General features: G+C 35.9%; 14 protein-coding genes. 8 read left to right on the forward strand and 6 right to left on the reverse strand.

What is annotated here, in order from left to right:
* Positions 1-3: 3 nt before the first annotated feature.
* Positions 4-2,307: a chondroitinase-B domain-containing protein gene (locus tag ABVM53_RS05270; RefSeq protein WP_405330247.1), complete on the reverse strand. Its 2,304-nt coding sequence runs from the start codon at positions 2,305-2,307 to the stop codon at positions 4-6.
* 103 nt (positions 2,308-2,410) lie between these two features.
* On the opposite strand from ABVM53_RS05270, the gene ABVM53_RS05275 reads away from it, so the two are divergent.
* On the forward strand, positions 2,411-3,130 hold the full coding sequence (locus tag ABVM53_RS05275) for a ribonuclease activity regulator RraA (RefSeq protein WP_405330249.1): 720 nt from the start codon (positions 2,411-2,413) through the stop codon (positions 3,128-3,130).
* Positions 3,131-3,221: 91 nt separating this feature from the next.
* The gene (locus tag ABVM53_RS05280; protein WP_405330251.1) at positions 3,222-4,040 is read left to right on the forward strand and encodes an endonuclease/exonuclease/phosphatase family protein; all 819 of its coding nucleotides are present in this window, start codon (positions 3,222-3,224) and stop codon (positions 4,038-4,040) included.
* Between the two features lie 22 nt (positions 4,041-4,062).
* Here ABVM53_RS05280 and ABVM53_RS05285 read toward each other — a convergent pair whose 3' ends face one another.
* The 3 genes from ABVM53_RS05285 to ABVM53_RS05295 form a co-directional block, all read right to left on the reverse strand.
* A complete protein-coding gene (locus ABVM53_RS05285; protein WP_405330253.1) occupies positions 4,063-4,728 on the reverse strand; it encodes a DNA-binding response regulator in 666 nt (221 codons plus the stop codon).
* A gap of 12 nt (positions 4,729-4,740) precedes the next feature.
* On the reverse strand, positions 4,741-4,953 hold the full coding sequence (locus ABVM53_RS05290) for a hypothetical protein (protein ID WP_405330255.1): 213 nt from the start codon (positions 4,951-4,953) through the stop codon (positions 4,741-4,743).
* A gap of 112 nt (positions 4,954-5,065) precedes the next feature.
* Positions 5,066-5,206, reverse strand: a complete 141-nt coding sequence (locus tag ABVM53_RS05295; RefSeq protein WP_405330256.1) for a hypothetical protein — start codon at positions 5,204-5,206, stop codon at positions 5,066-5,068.
* Between the two features lie 97 nt (positions 5,207-5,303).
* On the opposite strand from ABVM53_RS05295, the gene ABVM53_RS05300 reads away from it, so the two are divergent.
* The 6 genes from ABVM53_RS05300 to ABVM53_RS05325 all read left to right on the forward strand — a co-directional run bounded on the left by ABVM53_RS05300 (position 5,304) and on the right by ABVM53_RS05325 (position 15,585).
* Positions 5,304-8,075, forward strand: a complete 2,772-nt coding sequence (locus ABVM53_RS05300; RefSeq protein WP_405330258.1) for a triple tyrosine motif-containing protein — start codon at positions 5,304-5,306, stop codon at positions 8,073-8,075.
* Positions 8,076-8,368: 293 nt separating this feature from the next.
* Entirely contained in the window at positions 8,369-11,443 is a 3,075-nt protein-coding gene (locus ABVM53_RS05305) for a SusC/RagA family TonB-linked outer membrane protein (RefSeq protein ID WP_405330260.1), read from the forward strand.
* Positions 11,444-11,454: 11 nt separating this feature from the next.
* On the forward strand, positions 11,455-13,062 hold the full coding sequence (locus tag ABVM53_RS05310) for a RagB/SusD family nutrient uptake outer membrane protein (RefSeq protein WP_405330262.1): 1,608 nt from the start codon (positions 11,455-11,457) through the stop codon (positions 13,060-13,062).
* A 60-nt stretch (positions 13,063-13,122) separates the two neighbouring features.
* The gene (locus ABVM53_RS05315; RefSeq protein WP_405330264.1) at positions 13,123-13,908 is read left to right on the forward strand and encodes a glycerophosphodiester phosphodiesterase; all 786 of its coding nucleotides are present in this window, start codon (positions 13,123-13,125) and stop codon (positions 13,906-13,908) included.
* Between the two features lie 17 nt (positions 13,909-13,925).
* Positions 13,926-14,780: a glycerophosphodiester phosphodiesterase family protein gene (locus tag ABVM53_RS05320; protein ID WP_371455786.1), complete on the forward strand. Its 855-nt coding sequence runs from the start codon at positions 13,926-13,928 to the stop codon at positions 14,778-14,780.
* Positions 14,781-14,952: 172 nt separating this feature from the next.
* Entirely contained in the window at positions 14,953-15,585 is a 633-nt protein-coding gene (locus ABVM53_RS05325; RefSeq protein WP_405330266.1) for a nitroreductase family protein, read from the forward strand.
* 137 nt (positions 15,586-15,722) lie between these two features.
* On the opposite strand, the gene ABVM53_RS05330 is transcribed toward ABVM53_RS05325, so the two are convergent.
* A complete protein-coding gene (locus tag ABVM53_RS05330; RefSeq protein WP_405330268.1) occupies positions 15,723-17,090 on the reverse strand; it encodes a hypothetical protein in 1,368 nt (455 codons plus the stop codon).
* Positions 17,091-17,109: 19 nt separating this feature from the next.
* Complete coding sequence (locus tag ABVM53_RS05335; RefSeq protein WP_405330270.1) at positions 17,110-19,533, reverse strand: TonB-dependent receptor domain-containing protein; 2,424 nt, start codon at positions 19,531-19,533, stop codon at positions 17,110-17,112.
* Positions 19,534-19,649: the final 116 nt, after the last annotated feature.

A 19,649-nucleotide genomic window follows, 5' to 3' on the forward strand; every position in this document is an offset into this window, starting at 1 on the left:
TCTCTAGTACATTAATTTTAACTCCAGGTTCTCTACGATCTTAAATTCACCGGAGTTTGTAATTTTATTATTCACCGGCTTTTGCCCTTTCTCTCCCCACAGAACAGCAATAAGGTCTACCGAATTATTTTTAAATGTGTTATCTGAAACCGTTACGTGAACAATACCTCTGTTCTTGATAAGAATTTTAGTATCGTCTGCTAATCCTGAAAGACTGAAAGTATTGCCTGTAAGAATCATATTTCCTCCTATTGTAGATTCATCATAACCTCCACGATAATAATCAATCACTGAATTCTGAAAGTTTTCAAAGTTTGAATTTTCAATAATTAAGAATTCTGCATTGTACTCTCCGGTATCATCAGTTTCATTAGCCAACTGAATCCCATTTTGAAAATTGATGAATTTTGAATTTTTGATTTGAATAGTATCTGCAAATGAAGATTTTGAAGTCTGTAAGATCGACTTGAAATTTTCAAATTGAGAATTTGTGATAAATATATTATAGGCACTTGACATTTGCTTTTCCAGCGTACGTATAGCATCTTGCTTGTTAGTACCATTTATACTAATATTTTCTAGAGCAAGTTTTCCGTTTGGATGCATTTTAAATGCAGCATCCTCAGTATTGAAAGACATTTTGACTTTCTGCTTGACATTCTTAGCTTTCAAAGTGATGTTCTTAGTAATGTCTAATGGCTTTGTAAATACATAATCTCCTTTTTCAAGTAAAATTTCAACTCCAGATTCTCCTTTTTCTATAGCTTCAATAAGAGCTTTAGCAGTGCTTACCGTAATAGCCGGTATATTTTTAATCTCTTCTTTTGGTTTAAACCAGTTAGGCCCATATTTTGAAAAATCTACTAATTTCCTTCCTTTTTCAGGAGCAATTACAACAGCTCCTGCACGTGGTTGATTTTCTCTTGAGGCTCCAAATAAATCTGTTTTGATTGTTTCAAAATCAAAACCCATATGCACTTCATCTAATTTTTCTTTAGGAATAAAAAGCATATCTCCTTTTTGCTCAATCGTTATCGCGTTTGATAAAACGCCAGTATCATTTATGTCATTTACAACAGCTCCTCCTATGGTATTGTTTTTAAAAGTTACGCCGTCTATAGAATCGTAACGTCTGGTTATTGCACTTTCTCGATCACTATAAATAACGTTATTTGCTACAAGCATACGCTCTGCACGAGCAGATCTAATTTCAGAAGCTGGCAATACTTCGCTTTGATCTACATTAGAACCTACACCAAAATTCCACGGTGTACCGCAATCTATCCAGGTATTATAGGCAACCACCACATCAGTAACTTGATTGTAACGATTAAGAGGTGATTTAGGAATCCCATTCATAACTGCAAGTGGTGCTCTAAATTCTTCTCCCGTTAACTTGTAAAAATAATTATTGGTAATCCAGTGACCGGTATTGATAACACGAATTCCACCTATGTTTGTTGAGTTATCGTTTCCTATGAATAAGTTAGCGTCTATAGTAGCATAATTACCGTGGCGCAAAACCAGCGAACCTTCCGATTCAAAAAATACGTTATTTGAGAATGTATTGAAATTAGACTTACTCGATATAATTTCTACTTCTCCGTTACATCTATCAAATAGATTGTGAGAAATATTTGTATACGACGGTGTCATCGAAGTATAACTATCACCTATCTGTAAGGTCTCACCGTGCGGTCCGCCTTTTCTGGGACGTGGCCCAAAGTAATTATTTACAATTTGATGCCTGTTGTTTATATGCTCATTCCCTTTAAGATAAACACGTACCGTAGGACCGGTGTTTGATTTGCCGGCTATATAACAATGATCTAATGCATTATTACGACCCCAAAACTCTACCCAATGATCATCTGTATCTCTATCTGGCTGTGTGAAATTTTCGATCACACAATTTTTTACTGTAGAGTTATTTGCAATACGTTTATCACTTTTAAATTGAATAACAGTATTAGTTGGCGTATAACCATTAGTGAAAAATAAATCTTCTACAATCAGAAAATTACCTCCTAATTCCAGATACGATTCACCTTCGATGGTAACACCTCCTTTAGTTTGCGCTTTTAAGGTAATAGGACTTTTAGAAGTTCCTTCTCCTGTAAATTTTATGGCCACGTCTTTCCATTTTCCATCCTTCATAACAATTACAGAGCCCGGCTCTGCGTTGTCAACTGCTGTATTAAATTCTTCAATGGATGAAACTATTTTTTCAGACTGAAATGCCAGACTATCAGCAGAATAGCCAATAGCTAGGATTAAGGTAACGATGTAGTAAATTAATCTATTCATAAATACTGGTTTACCAAATTGGTTTACCAAATATATGTATATTTACGCGTTCCCCAAAAAATTAGTCAAAAAACTGCAGATTTCTTTTAATTATCACCATTTTATGAGCAACCATTCAATAAACTATCAAGAGAAATTTAAATTAATAAGTACTGCAACTTTGGCGACTGCATTATTTAAACGAGGTCTAAAAAATCAATGTATTCAAGGGGTTAGTGCATTACATCATTCGGGAAAGAAATTAATTGGTACCGCCTTTACGCTGCGTTACATTCCCGCTCGTGAAGATCTCAATGGTTTAGAAGTTTTTAGAGATCCTAATCACCCACAACGGGTAGCTGTAGAAACTTGTCCCGAGCATTCTGTGCTGGTGATCGATAGTCGCAAAGATGCACGGGCAGCATCTGCAGGCTCAATCTTAATTACCAGACTATTTAAAAGAGGATGTTCTGGCATCGTAACCGATGGTGGATTTAGAGACAGTGCAGAAATTGCTGCTCTTGATTTTCCTTCTTATCATAGTAGACCATCGGCTCCTACAAATCTCACTTTGCACCAGGCGATAGGAATCAACGAACCAATAAGTTGTGGAGATGTTGCTGTGTTTCCCGGAGACTTACTCGTAGGTGATGGAGACGGAGTAATCGTAATTCCTCAGCATCTTATTGAAGAAATTGCGGAGACCTGTGCTGAAATGACACTATTTGAAGATTTTGTTATGGAAAGAGTAAAACAAGGTGCTAGCATTCGTGGTCTTTATCCGCCTACAAACCCTGAAACTTTAGTTGATTTTGAAAAGTGGAAAGAAATTCAGGATCGCTAAATCTGCACTATACCTTACATCCCGTTTGTGTATATAAATACGTAGTGAAATCTTGAGAATGCTCTATTTTCGCCTGAATAAAACTGCTATTTTGATCAAACAACTATTTGTACTCTACTTCCTCTTTATCTCGCTTTTTGCTGCTGCACAGCAAAATGATATTACGCTAGTCTCGTGGAATATTCGTGATTTTGGTAAAACCAAAAGCAATGAAGAACTCAACCAGATTGCAGAAATCTTAAGAGATGTAGATATTGTAGCGATACAAGAAGTTGTTGCCGGTTATGGTGGTGCTCAGGCAGTCGCAAAACTTGCAGCTGTATTAAACCGAAAAGGCGCAAAATGGGATTATGTAATTAGTGATCCTACTAATAGTCCTAAATATGTAACCGAGCGTTATGCCTATATCTGGAAGACAGCTCAAATCAAAATTAAAAACAGAGGAAATCTAGTTAAACAGCTAGATGAGGAGGTGGATCGGGAGCCCTTTTTACTTCAGTTTTTTTATGCAGATAAACCATTTACAATTATCAATTTTCATTCACGACCCTATAATCAAAATCCTGCGCGAGAGATAAAAGCACTAGCAGAGTATGTAATAAATACACAAAACGAACCTGTATTTCTTGCCGGAGATTTCAATATGAATACGCAAGAAGAGGTTTTCAATCCATTGAAAAAAAGAGGCTTTTTAACAGCACTCCATAATCAAAAGACAACGTTAAAAATGCAATGTAAAGAATTTGATTACCTCAACTATGTTATAGATAACATCTTCTATTCTAAAGAGATTCAATGCGTTAATTCTGGAGTTATTGATTTTGTAAAGACGTGCTCTAACCTAGAAAATGCGCGTACTCTTTCTGATCATTTACCCGTATTTGTACAATTTAGGTTTAAGAATATGTAATTCTTCCGTTTAATACCTTAATCTAAATGATTCCTTTTCGAATAAGTTTAGCCACTAATTCGGTAGAGTTTTTAACACCAAACTCTACAAACAATTTACTCACGCGTTTATCGATAGCGCTTTCAGAATTTGGCTTAATATTTTGCTTGATTAACTGCTCTCTAATTTCTCGTTTACTATAACCATCAGCAAGACTTTTTAAAACTATAAGATCTAGCTCTTCAAGCTGAAAAACATTAGAGTTTGCATTTAGATTAATTTGCGGAGAAGTATAAGCCTTATTCTCATTTGCATGCTGCACCGCCATCACCAGTTCGTTTAAACTTTGTCTGCCTTTGCACACATAACCATCAATGTTTAGTTGGTTGAAAAGCGCCTGAACTTTAGACGGATTATCTTCCATAGAATTAACAATAATCTTAATATCAGGTTGTATTTTACGTACAGCAGCGATAAGCTCTTCCCCAGAATTAAGCTTTTGTTCCAGATGACTTTCTTTAAAAGATAAATCAGTTACAAGAAGCTCAAAGGGATCATTTTCTTGTAATGCAACGCTAATTCTATTGTAAGCTTTATCACAATATAATTCTTCATACAAATATGGAATCCCTAATTTCTCTTTTAGCGTATCAACAATACTTTTATTATCACCTTGAAAGTCTTCAGCAATCAGAACTTTTTTGAACATAATACAGAACTTTTATTTTGGTATATGGATCAGGGCTTTAAAACCTTTTCCTATTTGTGATTCAAAATTAATAGTTCCATCAATAGCTTTTATACGCTTTTCTGTATTATGGAGCCCATTTTTTAAAATCAATGCTTCTTTTGAGGCTCCTATACCATTATCTTCATAATCAATCTTTAGAGAATTTAATGTTTCAGAAAATTTTACCGTTGCTAATTTTGCCACGCTGTGTTTTCTCTGTAGTTACTTTTCGGTTTGCTTAAGAACTGATTTTATCCTGTGCCTCATTAAAATAAAATATACACTATCCTTAATAGTCTGCTCTAGATAATCGTCTTTATCTTTTCTGCAAGAGAATAAAAATCCACAGAAAAATAGGAGTAATACTTTGTTCAATAGCAGAGTTTAAATTTAAACTGTTAACCCACATCATCACTTCTGGTGGTGGAAGTGTAACTTTCTCATCTTCGCCAATCATTTTCACTCACTTTATAATAAAATCTATCTAGCAAATAGCCATTTAGATAATTATATATTTACTTAAATTAATGTAATCTCAATATTTACATACCACAATGCAACGGCTCCTACTTCTAATTATATTTTGCATACCGACTTTAATACTAAGTCAGGAACTGCCTCCTATTTTAAATTACTCTACAGAAGATTATAGTGCAGACAATCAAAACTGGATGATTTCTCAGAACAAGGATGGTTTTATTTATGCTGCCAATAATGGTGGACTACTAGAATTTGATGGCGAACGATGGGCGAAATACGATTCACCTAACAGCACAATTATGCGTTCTGTAAATGTGATACACGCTAAGATATATACGGGTTGTTTTGCTGAATTTGGGTATTGGGAAAAAACTAATCTAGGCACACTCGCCTATACCTCACTTGCATCAAAACTTAATAACCCTATGCTAGAAGATGAGCAGGTATGGAATATTTTAGAGTATAATGAATGGGTTGTTTTTCAATCAAACAGAGCGCTGTATTTTTTTAACGAAGCTACTCAAACAATTAAGATAATACCGAGTAAAAATCTTATTTATAAAGTATTTATCGTTAATAAATCTATTTATTATCACGTTGCTAATGAGGGAATCTACACAATTGTAGGCGGCGAACCATCACTACTTATTCCTGATACGCAATTCAATTCTGATCGCATTATAAATATTTCGTCTCAAAATAATCAGCTACTCTTAATCACTAGAAATTCTGGTTTTTTTCACTTTAAAGATAGTAAATTAACGCGCTGGGTTACTCCGGGGGAGTCTGCATTAGATACTATTAACATCTTTTCTGCACTGCAGCTACGTGATGGTAGTCTTGTTTTAGGTACCATCTCCAATGGTCTCTTATACTTTGACAAAACCGGTCATTTTTTATATAAAATCACGCAAAAAAGTGGCTTAGGTAATAATACCGTACTTTCTCTATTTGAAGATAAAGACTCAAATTTATGGGCGGGTCTTGATAATGGTATCAATAGTATTAATATAAACTCTCCCGTACGATCATATTCAGATTTTGAAGGTGTATTAGGTACAGTTTACACCTCAATTGTCTTCAAAGAAACCCTGTATTTAGGTACGAACCAAGGTGTTTTTTACAAAGACTTAAATTCGAAAGCTACTCAATTTAAGTTTCTACCCGGCACTGCCGGCCAGGTATTAAGCTTTTATAATTATAAGAATGAAGATTTGTTATGCGGGCATCATCTGGGAACATTTACCTTAAATAATAAGAAAGCCACGCGTATTGCTAATGAATTAGGAAGTTGGGACTTTAAGCCTATAGCAAACCGTCAAAACATATTATTACAAGGAAATTACAATGGTCTTTATTTGCTGAAAAAGGAGGCACAAGGTTGGAAACTTATATCTAAAATACAAGGCTTTAATAATTCATCGCGATATTTTGAATTTGTAAATGAGCAACATTTACTGGTAAGTCACGAATACAAAGGAGTCTTTAATCTCAAACTTAATGATTCACTAACAGCTGTCACAGAACAAAATTTCATAGATAATGTACCTGTAGGAAAGAATTCGGCATTAACATCGTACCAAAATTCAATTCTTTATGCAACCGAAAAGGGTGTTTACACGTTTTCACCACAAACTGAAGGTTTTAAAAAAGATTCATTACTATCTTCTATCTATAACGATTATGGCTATATCTCAGGTAAACTTATAAGTGATAAAAAAGACCGCTTATGGTTATTTTCTAAAGAAAACATTAGTCTTGTCTCAACAGACAATCTCACAAACCTACCCAGAATTGCACAGTACCCCATTCCTTCTTTTTTAAGGAAGGGTGTTCTGGGTTATGAGAATATTAATTTAATTGCTCAGGATGTATATCTATTAGGCGTTTCTGGCGGATATCTAACCATTGATATTTCAAAAGTAGAACAAACCCATTCAAATAAACTGTTTATAAATAGCATACAATCATCAGATTTAGAAGGTCATACACAACGTCTGTCGTCACGAATACCCGGAGTACTTAATTTTAGACACGGCATGCTCACCTTTAAATATGCCGTGCCGCAATACAAGAAGTTCATTGATGTAAACTATCAATATCAACTTAAGGGATTTCAATCTAAATGGAGTGAATGGACGCACAATAGCGTAGTAAGTTTTGAAAATTTACCCTTTGGTGATTATGAATTTCTAGTACGTGCAAAAATTGGCAATGAATTATCTGTAAATACCGCCTCTTATACGTTTTCGGTAGAGCGTCCCTGGTTATTATCTGGGTATATGCTTGCTGTTTATGTATTGATTCTAATTGTAATTCTCGTAATTACTCATAGAACCTACCGCAGATATTACAGTAAAAAATTAGAGCGTGAGCAACTCGAGAATCAACAAAAAATTATGCAAATCCAAAATGAAAAACTCAATCAGGATATTGATAATAAAAACAGAGAACTCGCAATCTCTACGATGAGTATTATTAAAAAGAATGAGGTACTTAGCAAAATTAAAAAAGAACTACTTAAAGATAAAGATACCGCAGATCCTAAAGGCGCAATTGATTTGATTGACAGTCATCTCAACAACAATAAGGATTGGAAATTTTTTAAGCAAGCATTTAATAATGCAGATAAAGACTTTCTAGATAAAATTAAGAAAGCACACCCAGATCTTACCCCTAATGATTTGCGCTTTTGTGCCTATTTGCGCTTAAACCTTACCTCAAAAGAAATTGCTCCATTACTCAACATATCTACTAAAAGTGTTGAAACAAAACGCTACAGATTACGTAAAAGACTTAATCTTGATCACGATGATAGCCTAGTTAATTATATATTAAAATTTTAATACCCCTACATCAAGAAATAACACCTAGACAATACCACTACAAAGTCTTTAAATACCTAAATATTAAGTACGTAACCTAAATTTAACCTTAGCCCAGAAACCTGCATTATACGTGCTCTAATTCTTAGTTATTATTCAATTAAATAGATGTTTTTTACGATGTTCGTTTTTTATCGTGGTGTTTTTTGAAGAATACACAATCACTTCACATTAGATTTGTTTAAACCCAAAACAATTTCATCAGTTGTAAAAAAAATTAGGCATTTACAACATAGAACGAAAAACGAAACACTATGAGAAATTTTACTCGCAATCAACAAGTGAAGTGGTTCTTTTCCTTAATGCTATTTACTTCTTTAACCTTGCTCGCGCAAAATCAAAGAACAATTACAGGGACAGTAACAGATGCTTCAACTAATATGCCGTTACCGGGGGCGAATGTTATTTTACAGGGCACGTCTTCTGGAACCACTACAGACTTTGATGGTAATTTTAGCCTCTCTGTAGATGCAGAAGCAACAACACTGGTAATTACGTATCTAGGGTTTAAACCACAGAATGTCGCTATCACAAATGCAACAATTAATATTTCACTTCAACCAGATGATAACGCGCTAGACGAGGTTATTGTTGTAGGGTATGGTACTCAGAAAAAAAGTGATCTTGTTAGTGCAGTTGCCCAAACAGATTTAAGCAAAGCAACACAAACCCCTACTTCAGACGTAAATGAGATGCTACGCGGTAGAATTGCCGGTCTCGAAGTAAATGTAGGAGGAGGCTCTCTAAGGCCAGGTGGTACTTCAGAAATTATTTTTAGAGGACGCGGTTCTATAGAAGGTAATGTAAGTGGTATTTATGTAGTTGATGGCGTTGTTAGAAATGGCGGTATAGAAGACATTAATGCAGATGATATAGAATCAATAGAGTTTTTAAAAGATGCTTCAGCACAGGCGATTTACGGTTCAAGAGCGGTAAATGGGGTGGTTTTAATTACTACTAAACGCGGTAAGACTAATAAAGTTTCAGTATCCTATCACGGGTATACTACTGTACGTCAACTAGAGCGCAACTTTGATGTGTATAATGGTCAGGAATTTGCACAGCTACGTAGAGAAGCGAGACGCACAAATAATGCATCGGGAGAATATCTTGATGATGAAACTATATTTTCAGAAATCGAATTACAATCTATAAACAACAATGAGTTTGTAAACTGGGAAGATGAATTGTTGAGAAATGGCACAGTAAATAGCCAGTTTATAGGCATTAACGGGGGTACAGAGTTTACTAAAATCTACGGTAGTTTTAACTACTTTAAGGAAGAAGGGATTATACCCACATCAAGTTATACACGTAAAAATTTACGCCTAAATGTAGATCAGAAAATAAATGAGAAAGTTTCGGTACGCTTTGATTTAAACCTACTCAATGATGATACAGAACGCTCTGCAAATGTAAATGTTATTACGATCTCACCCTTAGGTAGAGCTTATGATGAAACTGGCGAAATTGTACGTTTTCCTAGCGGAGAAGAAGGTACAGCTACTAGCCCACTATGGAATTTAAGAGAGTCTGACGACGATGAGAAAGGAAATGATTATGTTGTCAATGTGATTCCATCCTGGCAAATCACACCAGAATTGAGATATCAATTAACAACTTCTTTAACCCGAAGAAATACAGAGCGTGACAGTTATTTATCTTCACTACATTCTAGTGGTGAGACAGATCGCGGGATTGCACGAGTTCAAAATGAACTTAGGGAGGCTTATTTTGTCGAAAATATCTTGACTTACGATAAAGTGATTAACGAAAATAACAATTTTAACCTAACCCTTGTACAGGCGGCAGACGAGAATAAATACACCCAAACCCGCACAACGGGAAGAGGTTTTACAAATGAAAGCCTTGGCTATGATGGTATACAAAATGCAATAGGTAATGTGACTGTTGAGCGTGATAAATCTACTATTAGAACAGCTTCGTTTATGGGTAGAGCGCGTTATAATTTATTTGACAAATATCTTTTTACAGCTACTTACCGTGCAGACGGTTCTTCGGTAAATGCAGATGGGTATAAATGGACGTATAACCCGGCAGGTGCCTTTGCATGGAAACTGCATCAGGAGGAGTTTTTACAAGACGTGACAGCTATACAAGAACTAAAATTAAGGGTTAGTTACGGTGCTTTAGCAAATGCATTAAGCCGCCCATACACTTCTCTTTTTACAGCAGATGGGCAACCGTATATTTTTGACGGCACAACATTCTCCGGTTATTCTCCATCAGTAGTTTTACCTAATACAAACCTTGACTTTGAAACTATTAGCACGCTTAACTTTGGTTTAGACTTTTCCTTATTCAATAGATTTCTATACGGAAGCGCAAACTACTACGAGGCAACAACTAAGAATTTGTTATTACGCAGAGGAGTTCCTTCTATTACAGGATACCAGTTCACCTACTTTAATGCTGGCGAACTGTCGAACAGTGGTTTAGAATTAAGCTTAACAGCAAACCTTATAAACACCGAAGACTTTAAGTGGTCTGTTTCAACAAACTGGTCAAACAATAAAAACGAAATAAAAGAACTATATACAGATGGTAACGGCGATAATATTTTACAAGATGATACCTATGGCTATTATGTAGGGCAATCTACAAATGTTATCAGACAATATGCCTTTGATGGTATATTTCAAGAAGGCGACGATTTTGAAAATGCACCACAGGCAAATCCTGAATCTGCCAACCCACAAGCAAATCTAGCTCCGGGAGATATTCGTATTAAAGACACTAACGGTGTAGATGAAAACGGAAATATTACCGGGCAACCAGATGGTAAAATTACTCCAGAAGATCGCGTATTTACAGATAGCAATCCAGATTGGTTTGGCTCTCTTTCTACAACGGTATCCTATAAAGGCTTTGACTTGTTATTAGACTTTTATGCTGTAGAAGGAGCTACAAAGGTAAATCCGTTTTTATCTGATTTTAATAATGGCGGCACACTATCTAGTAAATTAAACGGGGTTAAAGTAGATTACTACACTCCTGAAAACCCTTCAACATCCTATCCGCGTCCTAATTTTGATGCCGCTCCGCAATATCTTAATTCGCTGGCTGTAAAAGATGCTTCTTACATACGTTTAAGAACACTTAGTCTGGGATATACCTTGCCAGATGCAATTGTATCTAAATTAGATATCGAAATGATCAAACTCTACTTTACTGCTACAAACGTATTTACAAATACAGATTATATAGGATACAGCCCTGAGGTAAATATTAGAAATACATTTTCTAATGCAGATACTGGCTACCCTGACGCACGCAGTTTTACATTTGGCTTAAAAGCTCAATTTTAAAAATAAGAACTATGACTACTAAAGATTTTTACAACAGAACTAAATTTTGTTTGTTGCTTATAATGACTCTGGGTTTTGCAGTTTCCTGTGAAGAGTTCTTAGAAGAACAACCAAGTACTATAATTGACTCTAATTACATTTACACAACTGAAGAAGGATTAAAATCTGGAGTTGTTAGCTTGTATAAAATTAATCGAGACCGTTATGATAATAGTATAGAAGATTATATGGGTGGTGTTTTAATACCTTCTCGTAGTGATCTTGCCTTTAACAGATCTGGTTATTTAGGGCTTATAGGTAGATATGAGCGTGCTGTTTCTCCTGTAGATTTAGGAGCTAACTTTGCTTCTTCACTATTTTGGAAGCACTATTATAACTTGGCTAATAAGGCGACAGATATTATTAATGCAGCAGAGGTTATTGAAGGTGTTGATGATGAGATACGCAATAAGATTATAGCAGAAGCTAAATTTTTTAGAGCAGAGGCTTATTTCTATTTATACCGTATGTACAATAATATTTATGTAACGACCGAATCTACAACTGTTGACAATGCTTTTAATGTAATTGATGCAAAATCTACAGACGACGAAGTATTTGCTTTGTTAAACAGTGATTTAACTTTTGCCATTGATAACCTGGAATGGACAGATACTTTTGGGCGCGTAACAAAAGGAACTGCTAAACACGTAAAAGCAAAAGTTGCAATGTGGCAGGGTGATTGGACCGAAGCTAAAAATCAAGCTGTAAGTCTTATTGAAGAAGGGCCACACAGCCTTGTAGAAAACACTGCAGATGTATTTGCAGGTGACCGCAATCACGCTGAAGCACTATTTGTGGTTCAGTCTCAGAATGATGTTTTAGGAGGCGGAGACAATACGATGATAAACGCAAATTTCGTAACCCAGTATTTTCAAATTCCCGGCATAGAAGCTAATGTAGAACAAGGCGGTAGAGGCTTTTCACGTATCTTGCCTAACCTATATCTTTTAGGCTTGCTTGATGAAGATCCTAACGATACCCGTAATGACGACACCTATTTAAGACTGGAATATTTCTATACTTCGGGAGATAATATTGGAGAGAAAATAGACATATACAGCCCTATTACAGACACAGACCCAGAAGGAAATGATTATGCGCGCTATTACCAGAGATTACATCCTTCGTGTTTAAAATATGCTCAGGAGGATGACGATCCTGAATCGTATCTACAACGCAGTAATATTTTAGTTTATCGTCTTGCAGAGACCTATTTAATAGCTGCAGAAGCAATTATGCGCTCTAATGGAGATCCTTTACCATATATAAACGCCGTTAGAAACAGAGCAAAAGCAGCAGATCTAACCGTTGCTGACGAGCAAGCAATTTTAGATGAACGTGCACGTGAATTGGCTTTTGAAGGGCAACGCTTTTTTACACTTAAGCGAATGGGACAAAATGTTATAAATCGCCAGATGCGTACCTATGCAGGCGATGGTAAATATTTTCCGGCAAACTTTAATGGCTCAAAAGATCCTCGTATCAACTGGATGGATCATTTTATAAACTTCCCCATTGCCCAGATAGATTTAGACTTATTAGGTCCTAATTACCCTCAAAATGAAGGCTACAATTAAATTAAAGAACAAAAATCAAGGCTTGTAAACCCGGGTTTACAAGCCTATTAAAATTAAGATATGCATAAATTTCTCTTTTATGTGATAAGTTTTATTGCAATAAGCTGCCAGCAACAAAATAAAGCAACAGTACCTGTTTTTGCTGAAAATAGAGCGATTGCACACCGCGGCGCCTGGAAAACTCAAAACCTGCCCGAAAATTCTATTGCTGCACTTAAATACGCAATAGCACTCAACTGTACAGGATCTGAATTTGATGTACGTATGACTGCAGACAGCACCCTAATCGTCACACACGATAATACCTATGCAGGGCTCAATATTGAAGAAAACACCTATTCAGAATTAGCAAAGCAGAAACTTAAGAATGGGGAATCATTACCCCTTTTAAAAGACTTTATTAAAGCCGGAATGACTCAAAACGATTCTACCGCTTTAATCTGTGAAATCAAACCATCTTCAATAGCCGGTAAAAATGAATTACTCGCTCATAAAGTTGTCGAACTGGTAGCAGAACTCAATGCCGAAGATTACATAGGTTACTACATCAGCTTTAGTTATGACATTCTAAAAACAATAAAAAAACTGAGACCGGAAGCTAAAGTACAGTACCTCGATGGTTCAAAATCACCAGAAGCTTTAGCCGAAGATGGTATTGAGGGTATGGATTATTACATAGATGTCTTTAGAAAAAAACCAGAATGGATTGCTTCCGCGAAAGCAAAAAATATACGCCTCAATACCTGGACGGTAAATGAGGCTGAAGATATTGAATGGCTCATAAATAATGATTTTGATTATATCACTACAAATGAGCCAGAGCTTGTTCTAGAACTTGATAATTAGAGTAAACACGCATTACTATGAAAAAATTACTATCCCTAAAAGCCGATTTTTTTAAATGCGTGTTTTCACTATTTCTAATTCATTTGGTTTCTCTATTCTTAACTAATTGTGCAACAAAATCTTCTTTAAAAAGTGTTCAAAAGCAAACCTTGGCAGTTGCGCATCGGGGAGCTTGGAAGGCTAAAGGACTACCAGGTAATTCTATAGCTGCATTTCGAGAAGCCATACGACTTAAATGTGCAGGTTCTGAGTTTGATGTAAATATGACAGCAGATGACTCACTAGTCATTACCCATGGACCCAATTACCATTCAATGCCTATTGAAAAAACACTTTATGCAGATCTAATAAAAGTCAACTTGCCTAACGGCGAAAAGTTACCTACGCTAAGGGAATTTATAATAGCCGGGATACGTAACAATACTACAACTCGCTTTTTCTGTGAGATTAAATCTTCTTCTCAAGGTCAAGAACGTGGTTTATACATCGCAGACAAAGTATATAAAACCTTTACAAACCTTAAGGCGCAACGCATGGTGACTTTTATAAGCTTTGATTATGAAATCTTAAAATCACTCGTAAAACGTGATTCTCTGGTAGACACGCAATACCTCAATAACAATAAAACCCTTGAAGATCTAGAACGTAATGGTATTAAAGGAGCTAATTTTAGATATCCAGTATGGCAAAAGCATCCGGAATATATAAAACTTGCAAAACAAAAAGGTTTAATTCTTAATTCGGGTACAGTAAATGATACTCTTACGATGGACTGGCTAATTGATAAAAAGTTTGATTACATCTCCTCAGATGAACCTCACACAGTGATCAAACGTTCAAAAATTAAAAAATTTAAATTGTTTAACCCTTAATTTAATAGATCTGTTGAAGGATGTGGCATCAAAAAAACTTCGAACAGGACAGATTTATTATTTTAATCCCCTCAACCATTTAATTGGCAATTATTAACAGCACACTTTCTGTGATGAATCATTCTATGTCACTTACCTTCACTAATTTTACAAAAAATTAAAAAACTGAAAAATGAGTTTATTAGAAGACCTTCAATGGCGTTACGCTGCTAAGAAAATGAATGGCGAACAGATACCGCAGGAGAAATTAGACTATATATTAGAAGCTGCACGACTGGCTCCTTCATCTTCAGGATTACAGCCTTACAAGGTGTTTGTTATATCTAACCGAGAATTACTAGCGAAGATTAAAGATGTTGCCTGGGGTCAAAGCCAGGTTATAGATTGTTCTCATTTGCTCGTTTTTGCAGCCTGGGATGGATACTCAGACGAGCGTGTTTCTGAGGTTTTTAATTATACAATGGACGAGCGCGGTCTTCCACACTCTACTATGGATGACTATAAAAATAACATCTTAGGTTTATATGAGCCTTTAGGAAAAGAATGGCAGGCAGATCACGCTGCTAAGCAAAGTTATATTTCTTTTGCAATGGCTATTGCTGCAGCTGCCGAACAAAAAGTAGATGCTACTCCTATTGAAGGTTTTTTACCTCCTAAAGTTGACGAACTCTTAAATCTTGAGAATAGCGGTTACAAAAGCACACTTCTTCTTACTTTAGGCTATCGCGATGCCGATAACGACTGGCTCGTAAATATGAAAAAAGTGCGTACTCCTAAAGAAGATTTTATTACTGAAATCAAATAAGGTTTTCAATATTTAGATAACTAAAAATGCCCGCTAAAGCGGGCATTTTTTTTATGAATTACTAATCTCAACATTCAGTAAGACCTAAAAAAACCTCGTATTGCTACGAGGTTTTTTAACTTTTCTAAAGCTTATTACTAGAATACACCTATAAAGTGACTTCCTGTAGTGTTTACCAATTCAGCTCCTTTTGTAACTGCGCCGGTTTCTGTATCTATAACATAAATATTTCCATTTTTACCTACGGGAGCCTGAGTCACATAGATATCATTACCATCTACTACAAATCCTTGATATTGAAATAAGTAAAAGTCAGGATCGTATGGTATAGCATCAATTTTCTGTGCTGTTTTAGCTTCTAAATCTACTAATGCAAAAAATCCCTGAGCTCCTGCAACACCTTCTGCAGAACCTGCGTGACGATAAGCAACAACAGCTTTTCCGTTAGCTGCTGGTCTCCACGCTAATATGTATGCATCATTTATTCCTAATGCATCATCAAAATTAAATACATACGAATCATCATACGTATTGTCTGCATTTATTTTTAAGATATGCGAACCTTGAGGATCGCCTTGATTTGCCTGGTAAACACTTCCTTCATAAAGAAAAGAGTTGATACTTCGGTATCCATTTGTGTTACCTAATCCTACATTAGAAGTAATAACAGTAGGATTTAATAATGATGGGTAATCTAACACGATTGTTTTAGATCCTAAAATCTCATAGTCAGACTCACTTTCTGTCGTCTCAGGATTTACTTTACTCAAACGTGCTCCTATATATAGTTTGTCTCCTGCAGCATTTAAAGTAGGCATATCTATTCTAGAGATATAATATCCTTCTGCTTCTTCCTCTGCAGATAACCGAAGGGTAGATTCTTCGAAATTCTTTATTAACGAGTTTTCTAAATCTAGGGTTACAACACCCATTGTTGCTTCAGTACGCACATAAAAGTCATCTGTAACAATATCTGGCGTATCATTGTCATCAATAATATTTTCAGTATTTACATATACCGCAGCTCCGGTCTGGTCTCCATCAAATAATTTAATCCATCGTGGTGCAGATCCTACATAGGGTTCTATACTAATATCAGAACCTACCTTAGTATAAACCTGACCACCTTCTACTTTAAATTTTGAATAGTTACCACCGGTATCCCCTGCATAACTAATATTAAAAATTGTGCTACCATCTTCAGATGATTGTAAACGCGCCGTTCTATTAGAAGGTACTGTAAACCCGTTGTTAAAAGCGTCTACAGAAAAGTTAGGATCTTTTGCCTGCTCACTCGTAATCGAGAAAATAGAAGTTCCTCCATTACCATCTCCCGGGTCTGTACCCATTCGTGCAGCTGCAATGGTGATGAATCGTGACTCTGCTACAGGATCTGTACCGGGATCTGTATCTTCGTTAGTATCATCGGTACTACAAGATGCCATTAGACCTGCTAGCAGTACTCCTGCCGCGACATATTTGATATTGAAAAAATTGCGCTTCATTATAGTTCTATTTTAGTAATTAAAATTTATTGATTGTATAGTTTAGTTTTAAGTAGAAAGCTCTTCCCGGTTTTTGTACCGAAAGATTATCAAACACCGGCTTGTCAAATATGTTTTTAACATCAAAACTCATTACCAGGTTGTTTTTAGGAAAGCTGTAGCTCAATCCAAAATCTTGCTGTAATTGCTCCGGTACTTTAAAAAATTCGTCTCCCACAGTGTTTGATCCTTGGGGTACGAGGTAAGAAAACTCGTCTGTATAATACACGGTGTAAAACAGATTTAAACGAGCATCTTTCTGAATAAAATCTTTAAATGAATATCTAAGATTACCATTCATAGTAAGAAAAGGCGTGTTAGGCACATCTACCAGAGATCCGCGATTTTCTATTTTTAGATCAAATTGTGATATATTAAAATTGAATCCAAAATTTCTGTCATAGCTATAATTTAGTTGCGCATCAAAGCCTTTAGAAGTTCCGCTTCCCTGATTTACGTAGACAGTTAGTTCGTCGTCTATATTAGATGAGTTTTCAATAGGAAGTCCAATTCGATCTTTTATATTTCGGGTAAATAAGTTTGTAGAAACCGTAAATTGATGCTTCTTTATGTTAAACGAACCAAATCTAAAACCAAGATTGTAATTATTACTTTGCTCGGGCTTTATACTGGAGTTAGCAACCACATTATCGCCGTCGTCACCAAAAATTTCGGTCTCATTAGGCAAGCGTATGGCTTTCTCTGCAGAGGTAAGCAAGGTTAGCTCAGGCAAAATCGCATAAGAAAGTGCGAACCCATAACCCTCATAGGTTTTGTTACTACTCACCACCTCATCTACAAGTTGACTATCACCATTTGCATCGGTTGCTATTGCAGGATCAACACTCACTGATTTTTGCTGATAGTGCTTACCAAATAAACTGGCTTCTAGCTTATCATCAAAGGCATTAAATTCATAGGTAAAAGAGTAAATATTCTTATGTAAATCTCTAGTACCTATAAATGTATTTTCTAAAAGGGATAAGAGCTCATCGCTATCTTCCCGGTCAATCCCACTATATACGTGATTAAGTAAAAACCGATGATTGTCATTTACCGCGTAGGATAATCCCGTACGTATAGACGCTACGTTTCGCTTAATTTTTAAAAGCGTAGGACCTGGTTCTCCAGGGGGTGGCTCTTGTTGAGAACCCCAAGTATATTCAAATTCGTCACCTCTAAAGTCAATGGCACGCTCACCAGCCCAGCTATATGCTGCAGCTACCGTATCATTAACCTGACGGTTACGTTTTCCGTAGTATCCATTTATATTAAGATCTAAACCTTCTATGAATAAATCTTGCTTTTGGTACGTAAGATTTGCAAGCGTCGCGTCAGACTCCAGAAAACGACCTTTATACGGTCTTATCGTCATAAATGCACCGTGCTGTACTTCTTTGTAATCGTCAGAACCGGTAAAGCCTACAAAAAATTGATCTGCCCAGTTTACATTGGTAAATCCTAATTGCACCATTCCTCCGGTTGAACGGTATGCATCATTAAATCTACGTGCTGTGATAGGAGTTTGAGCACCTCCTAATCCTGCAACTACAACACTTCTACCGGAAACTTTATAATCGTTATCTGAATAATTATGGAAACCCGAAGCTTTAACAGTAAAGCCCGAATCTTCAAATCGGTACAACCCATTTACACTTGCTTGAAAGGTATTAAACGATCCATAAGAAACGGAAGCATTCAAATGTGTGTTGGCAGTTTTGTCCAGAACAATATTTATAGCTCCTCCTAAGGCATCATCTGCAAGATAACCGGGCACAACTCCTTTGTACACTTCGATCTGCTCAATTAAAGAGGGTGGAATACTATTTAAATTAAAAGATGAACCAAAAGTCGAAATAGGAATCCCGTCTATAAAAATACGCACCGCACTTCCTGAAAGTCCGTTTAAGGAATATTCTACATTAGAACCTAACCCTCCATTTTGACGAATCTTTACACCTACTGTGGTATTGAGTAACTCGTTAGTTTGTATGTTACGCTGGCTGGCTTCTTCGGTATTGATGATGTTAACTGCAAAACCTTTTTTCTCGATTTTGGTTTTTAACGATTCACCTTTAATAGCAACTTCGTCAAGCTCGTAATCTTTGTCATTTTTAAGCTGAATGTCATGACGTAAAGGAGCATTTTTTACCGTTACCTGCTCAAAGCCTATAAAATCTCCTGAAGAAACTTCTAATGTATAAGTTCCTGAAGCAATGTTCTTCAAAACATAAATTCCGGCTGCGTTTGTAACTGCACGCTGACCATATTTTGCGTGATTAAGTTGAACCGTAGTATTTGCAACCAGATATCCATTTGCATCTTTTACTACACCACTTATGTCATATTGTGCAGACGCCAAAAGCGGAAAAACAAGTAATAAAAAAAGTAATTTTTGCTTCATCAATAGTTATTGAGTTGCAAACTTATTATTATTTAGATTAAGTACAAATAAAAATAAAGACTTTATTTATTCATTTTGACCAGTATTTACGGGAGCTCTTTGTCACTAAGGGATAC

The organism is Leeuwenhoekiella sp. LLG6367-2.1 (assembly GCF_045055775.1).
GTDB classification, from domain to species: domain Bacteria; phylum Bacteroidota; class Bacteroidia; order Flavobacteriales; family Flavobacteriaceae; genus Leeuwenhoekiella; species Leeuwenhoekiella aequorea.

Bases quoted from the DNA above. Each gene is read 5' to 3' on its own strand.
- ABVM53_RS05325 (WP_405330266.1), top strand. From the start codon at position 14,953: ATGAGTTTATTAGAAGACCTTCAATGGCGTTACGCTGCTAAGAAAATG.
- ABVM53_RS05320 (WP_371455786.1), top strand. From the start codon at position 13,926: ATGAAAAAATTACTATCCCTAAAAGCCGATTTTTTTAAATGCGTGTTT.
- ABVM53_RS05335 (WP_405330270.1), bottom strand. From the start codon at position 19,533: ATGAAGCAAAAATTACTTTTTTTATTACTTGTTTTTCCGCTTTTGGCG.
- ABVM53_RS05270 (WP_405330247.1), bottom strand. From the start codon at position 2,307: ATGAATAGATTAATTTACTACATCGTTACCTTAATCCTAGCTATTGGC.
- ABVM53_RS05285 (WP_405330253.1), bottom strand. From the start codon at position 4,728: ATGTTCAAAAAAGTTCTGATTGCTGAAGACTTTCAAGGTGATAATAAA.
- ABVM53_RS05315 (WP_405330264.1), top strand. From the start codon at position 13,123: ATGCATAAATTTCTCTTTTATGTGATAAGTTTTATTGCAATAAGCTGC.
- ABVM53_RS05300 (WP_405330258.1), top strand. From the start codon at position 5,304: ATGCAACGGCTCCTACTTCTAATTATATTTTGCATACCGACTTTAATA.
- ABVM53_RS05310 (WP_405330262.1), top strand. From the start codon at position 11,455: ATGACTACTAAAGATTTTTACAACAGAACTAAATTTTGTTTGTTGCTT.
- ABVM53_RS05275 (WP_405330249.1), top strand. From the start codon at position 2,411: ATGAGCAACCATTCAATAAACTATCAAGAGAAATTTAAATTAATAAGT.
- ABVM53_RS05295 (WP_405330256.1), bottom strand. From the start codon at position 5,206: ATGATTGGCGAAGATGAGAAAGTTACACTTCCACCACCAGAAGTGATG.
- ABVM53_RS05305 (WP_405330260.1), top strand. From the start codon at position 8,369: ATGAGAAATTTTACTCGCAATCAACAAGTGAAGTGGTTCTTTTCCTTA.
- ABVM53_RS05330 (WP_405330268.1), bottom strand. From the start codon at position 17,090: ATGAAGCGCAATTTTTTCAATATCAAATATGTCGCGGCAGGAGTACTG.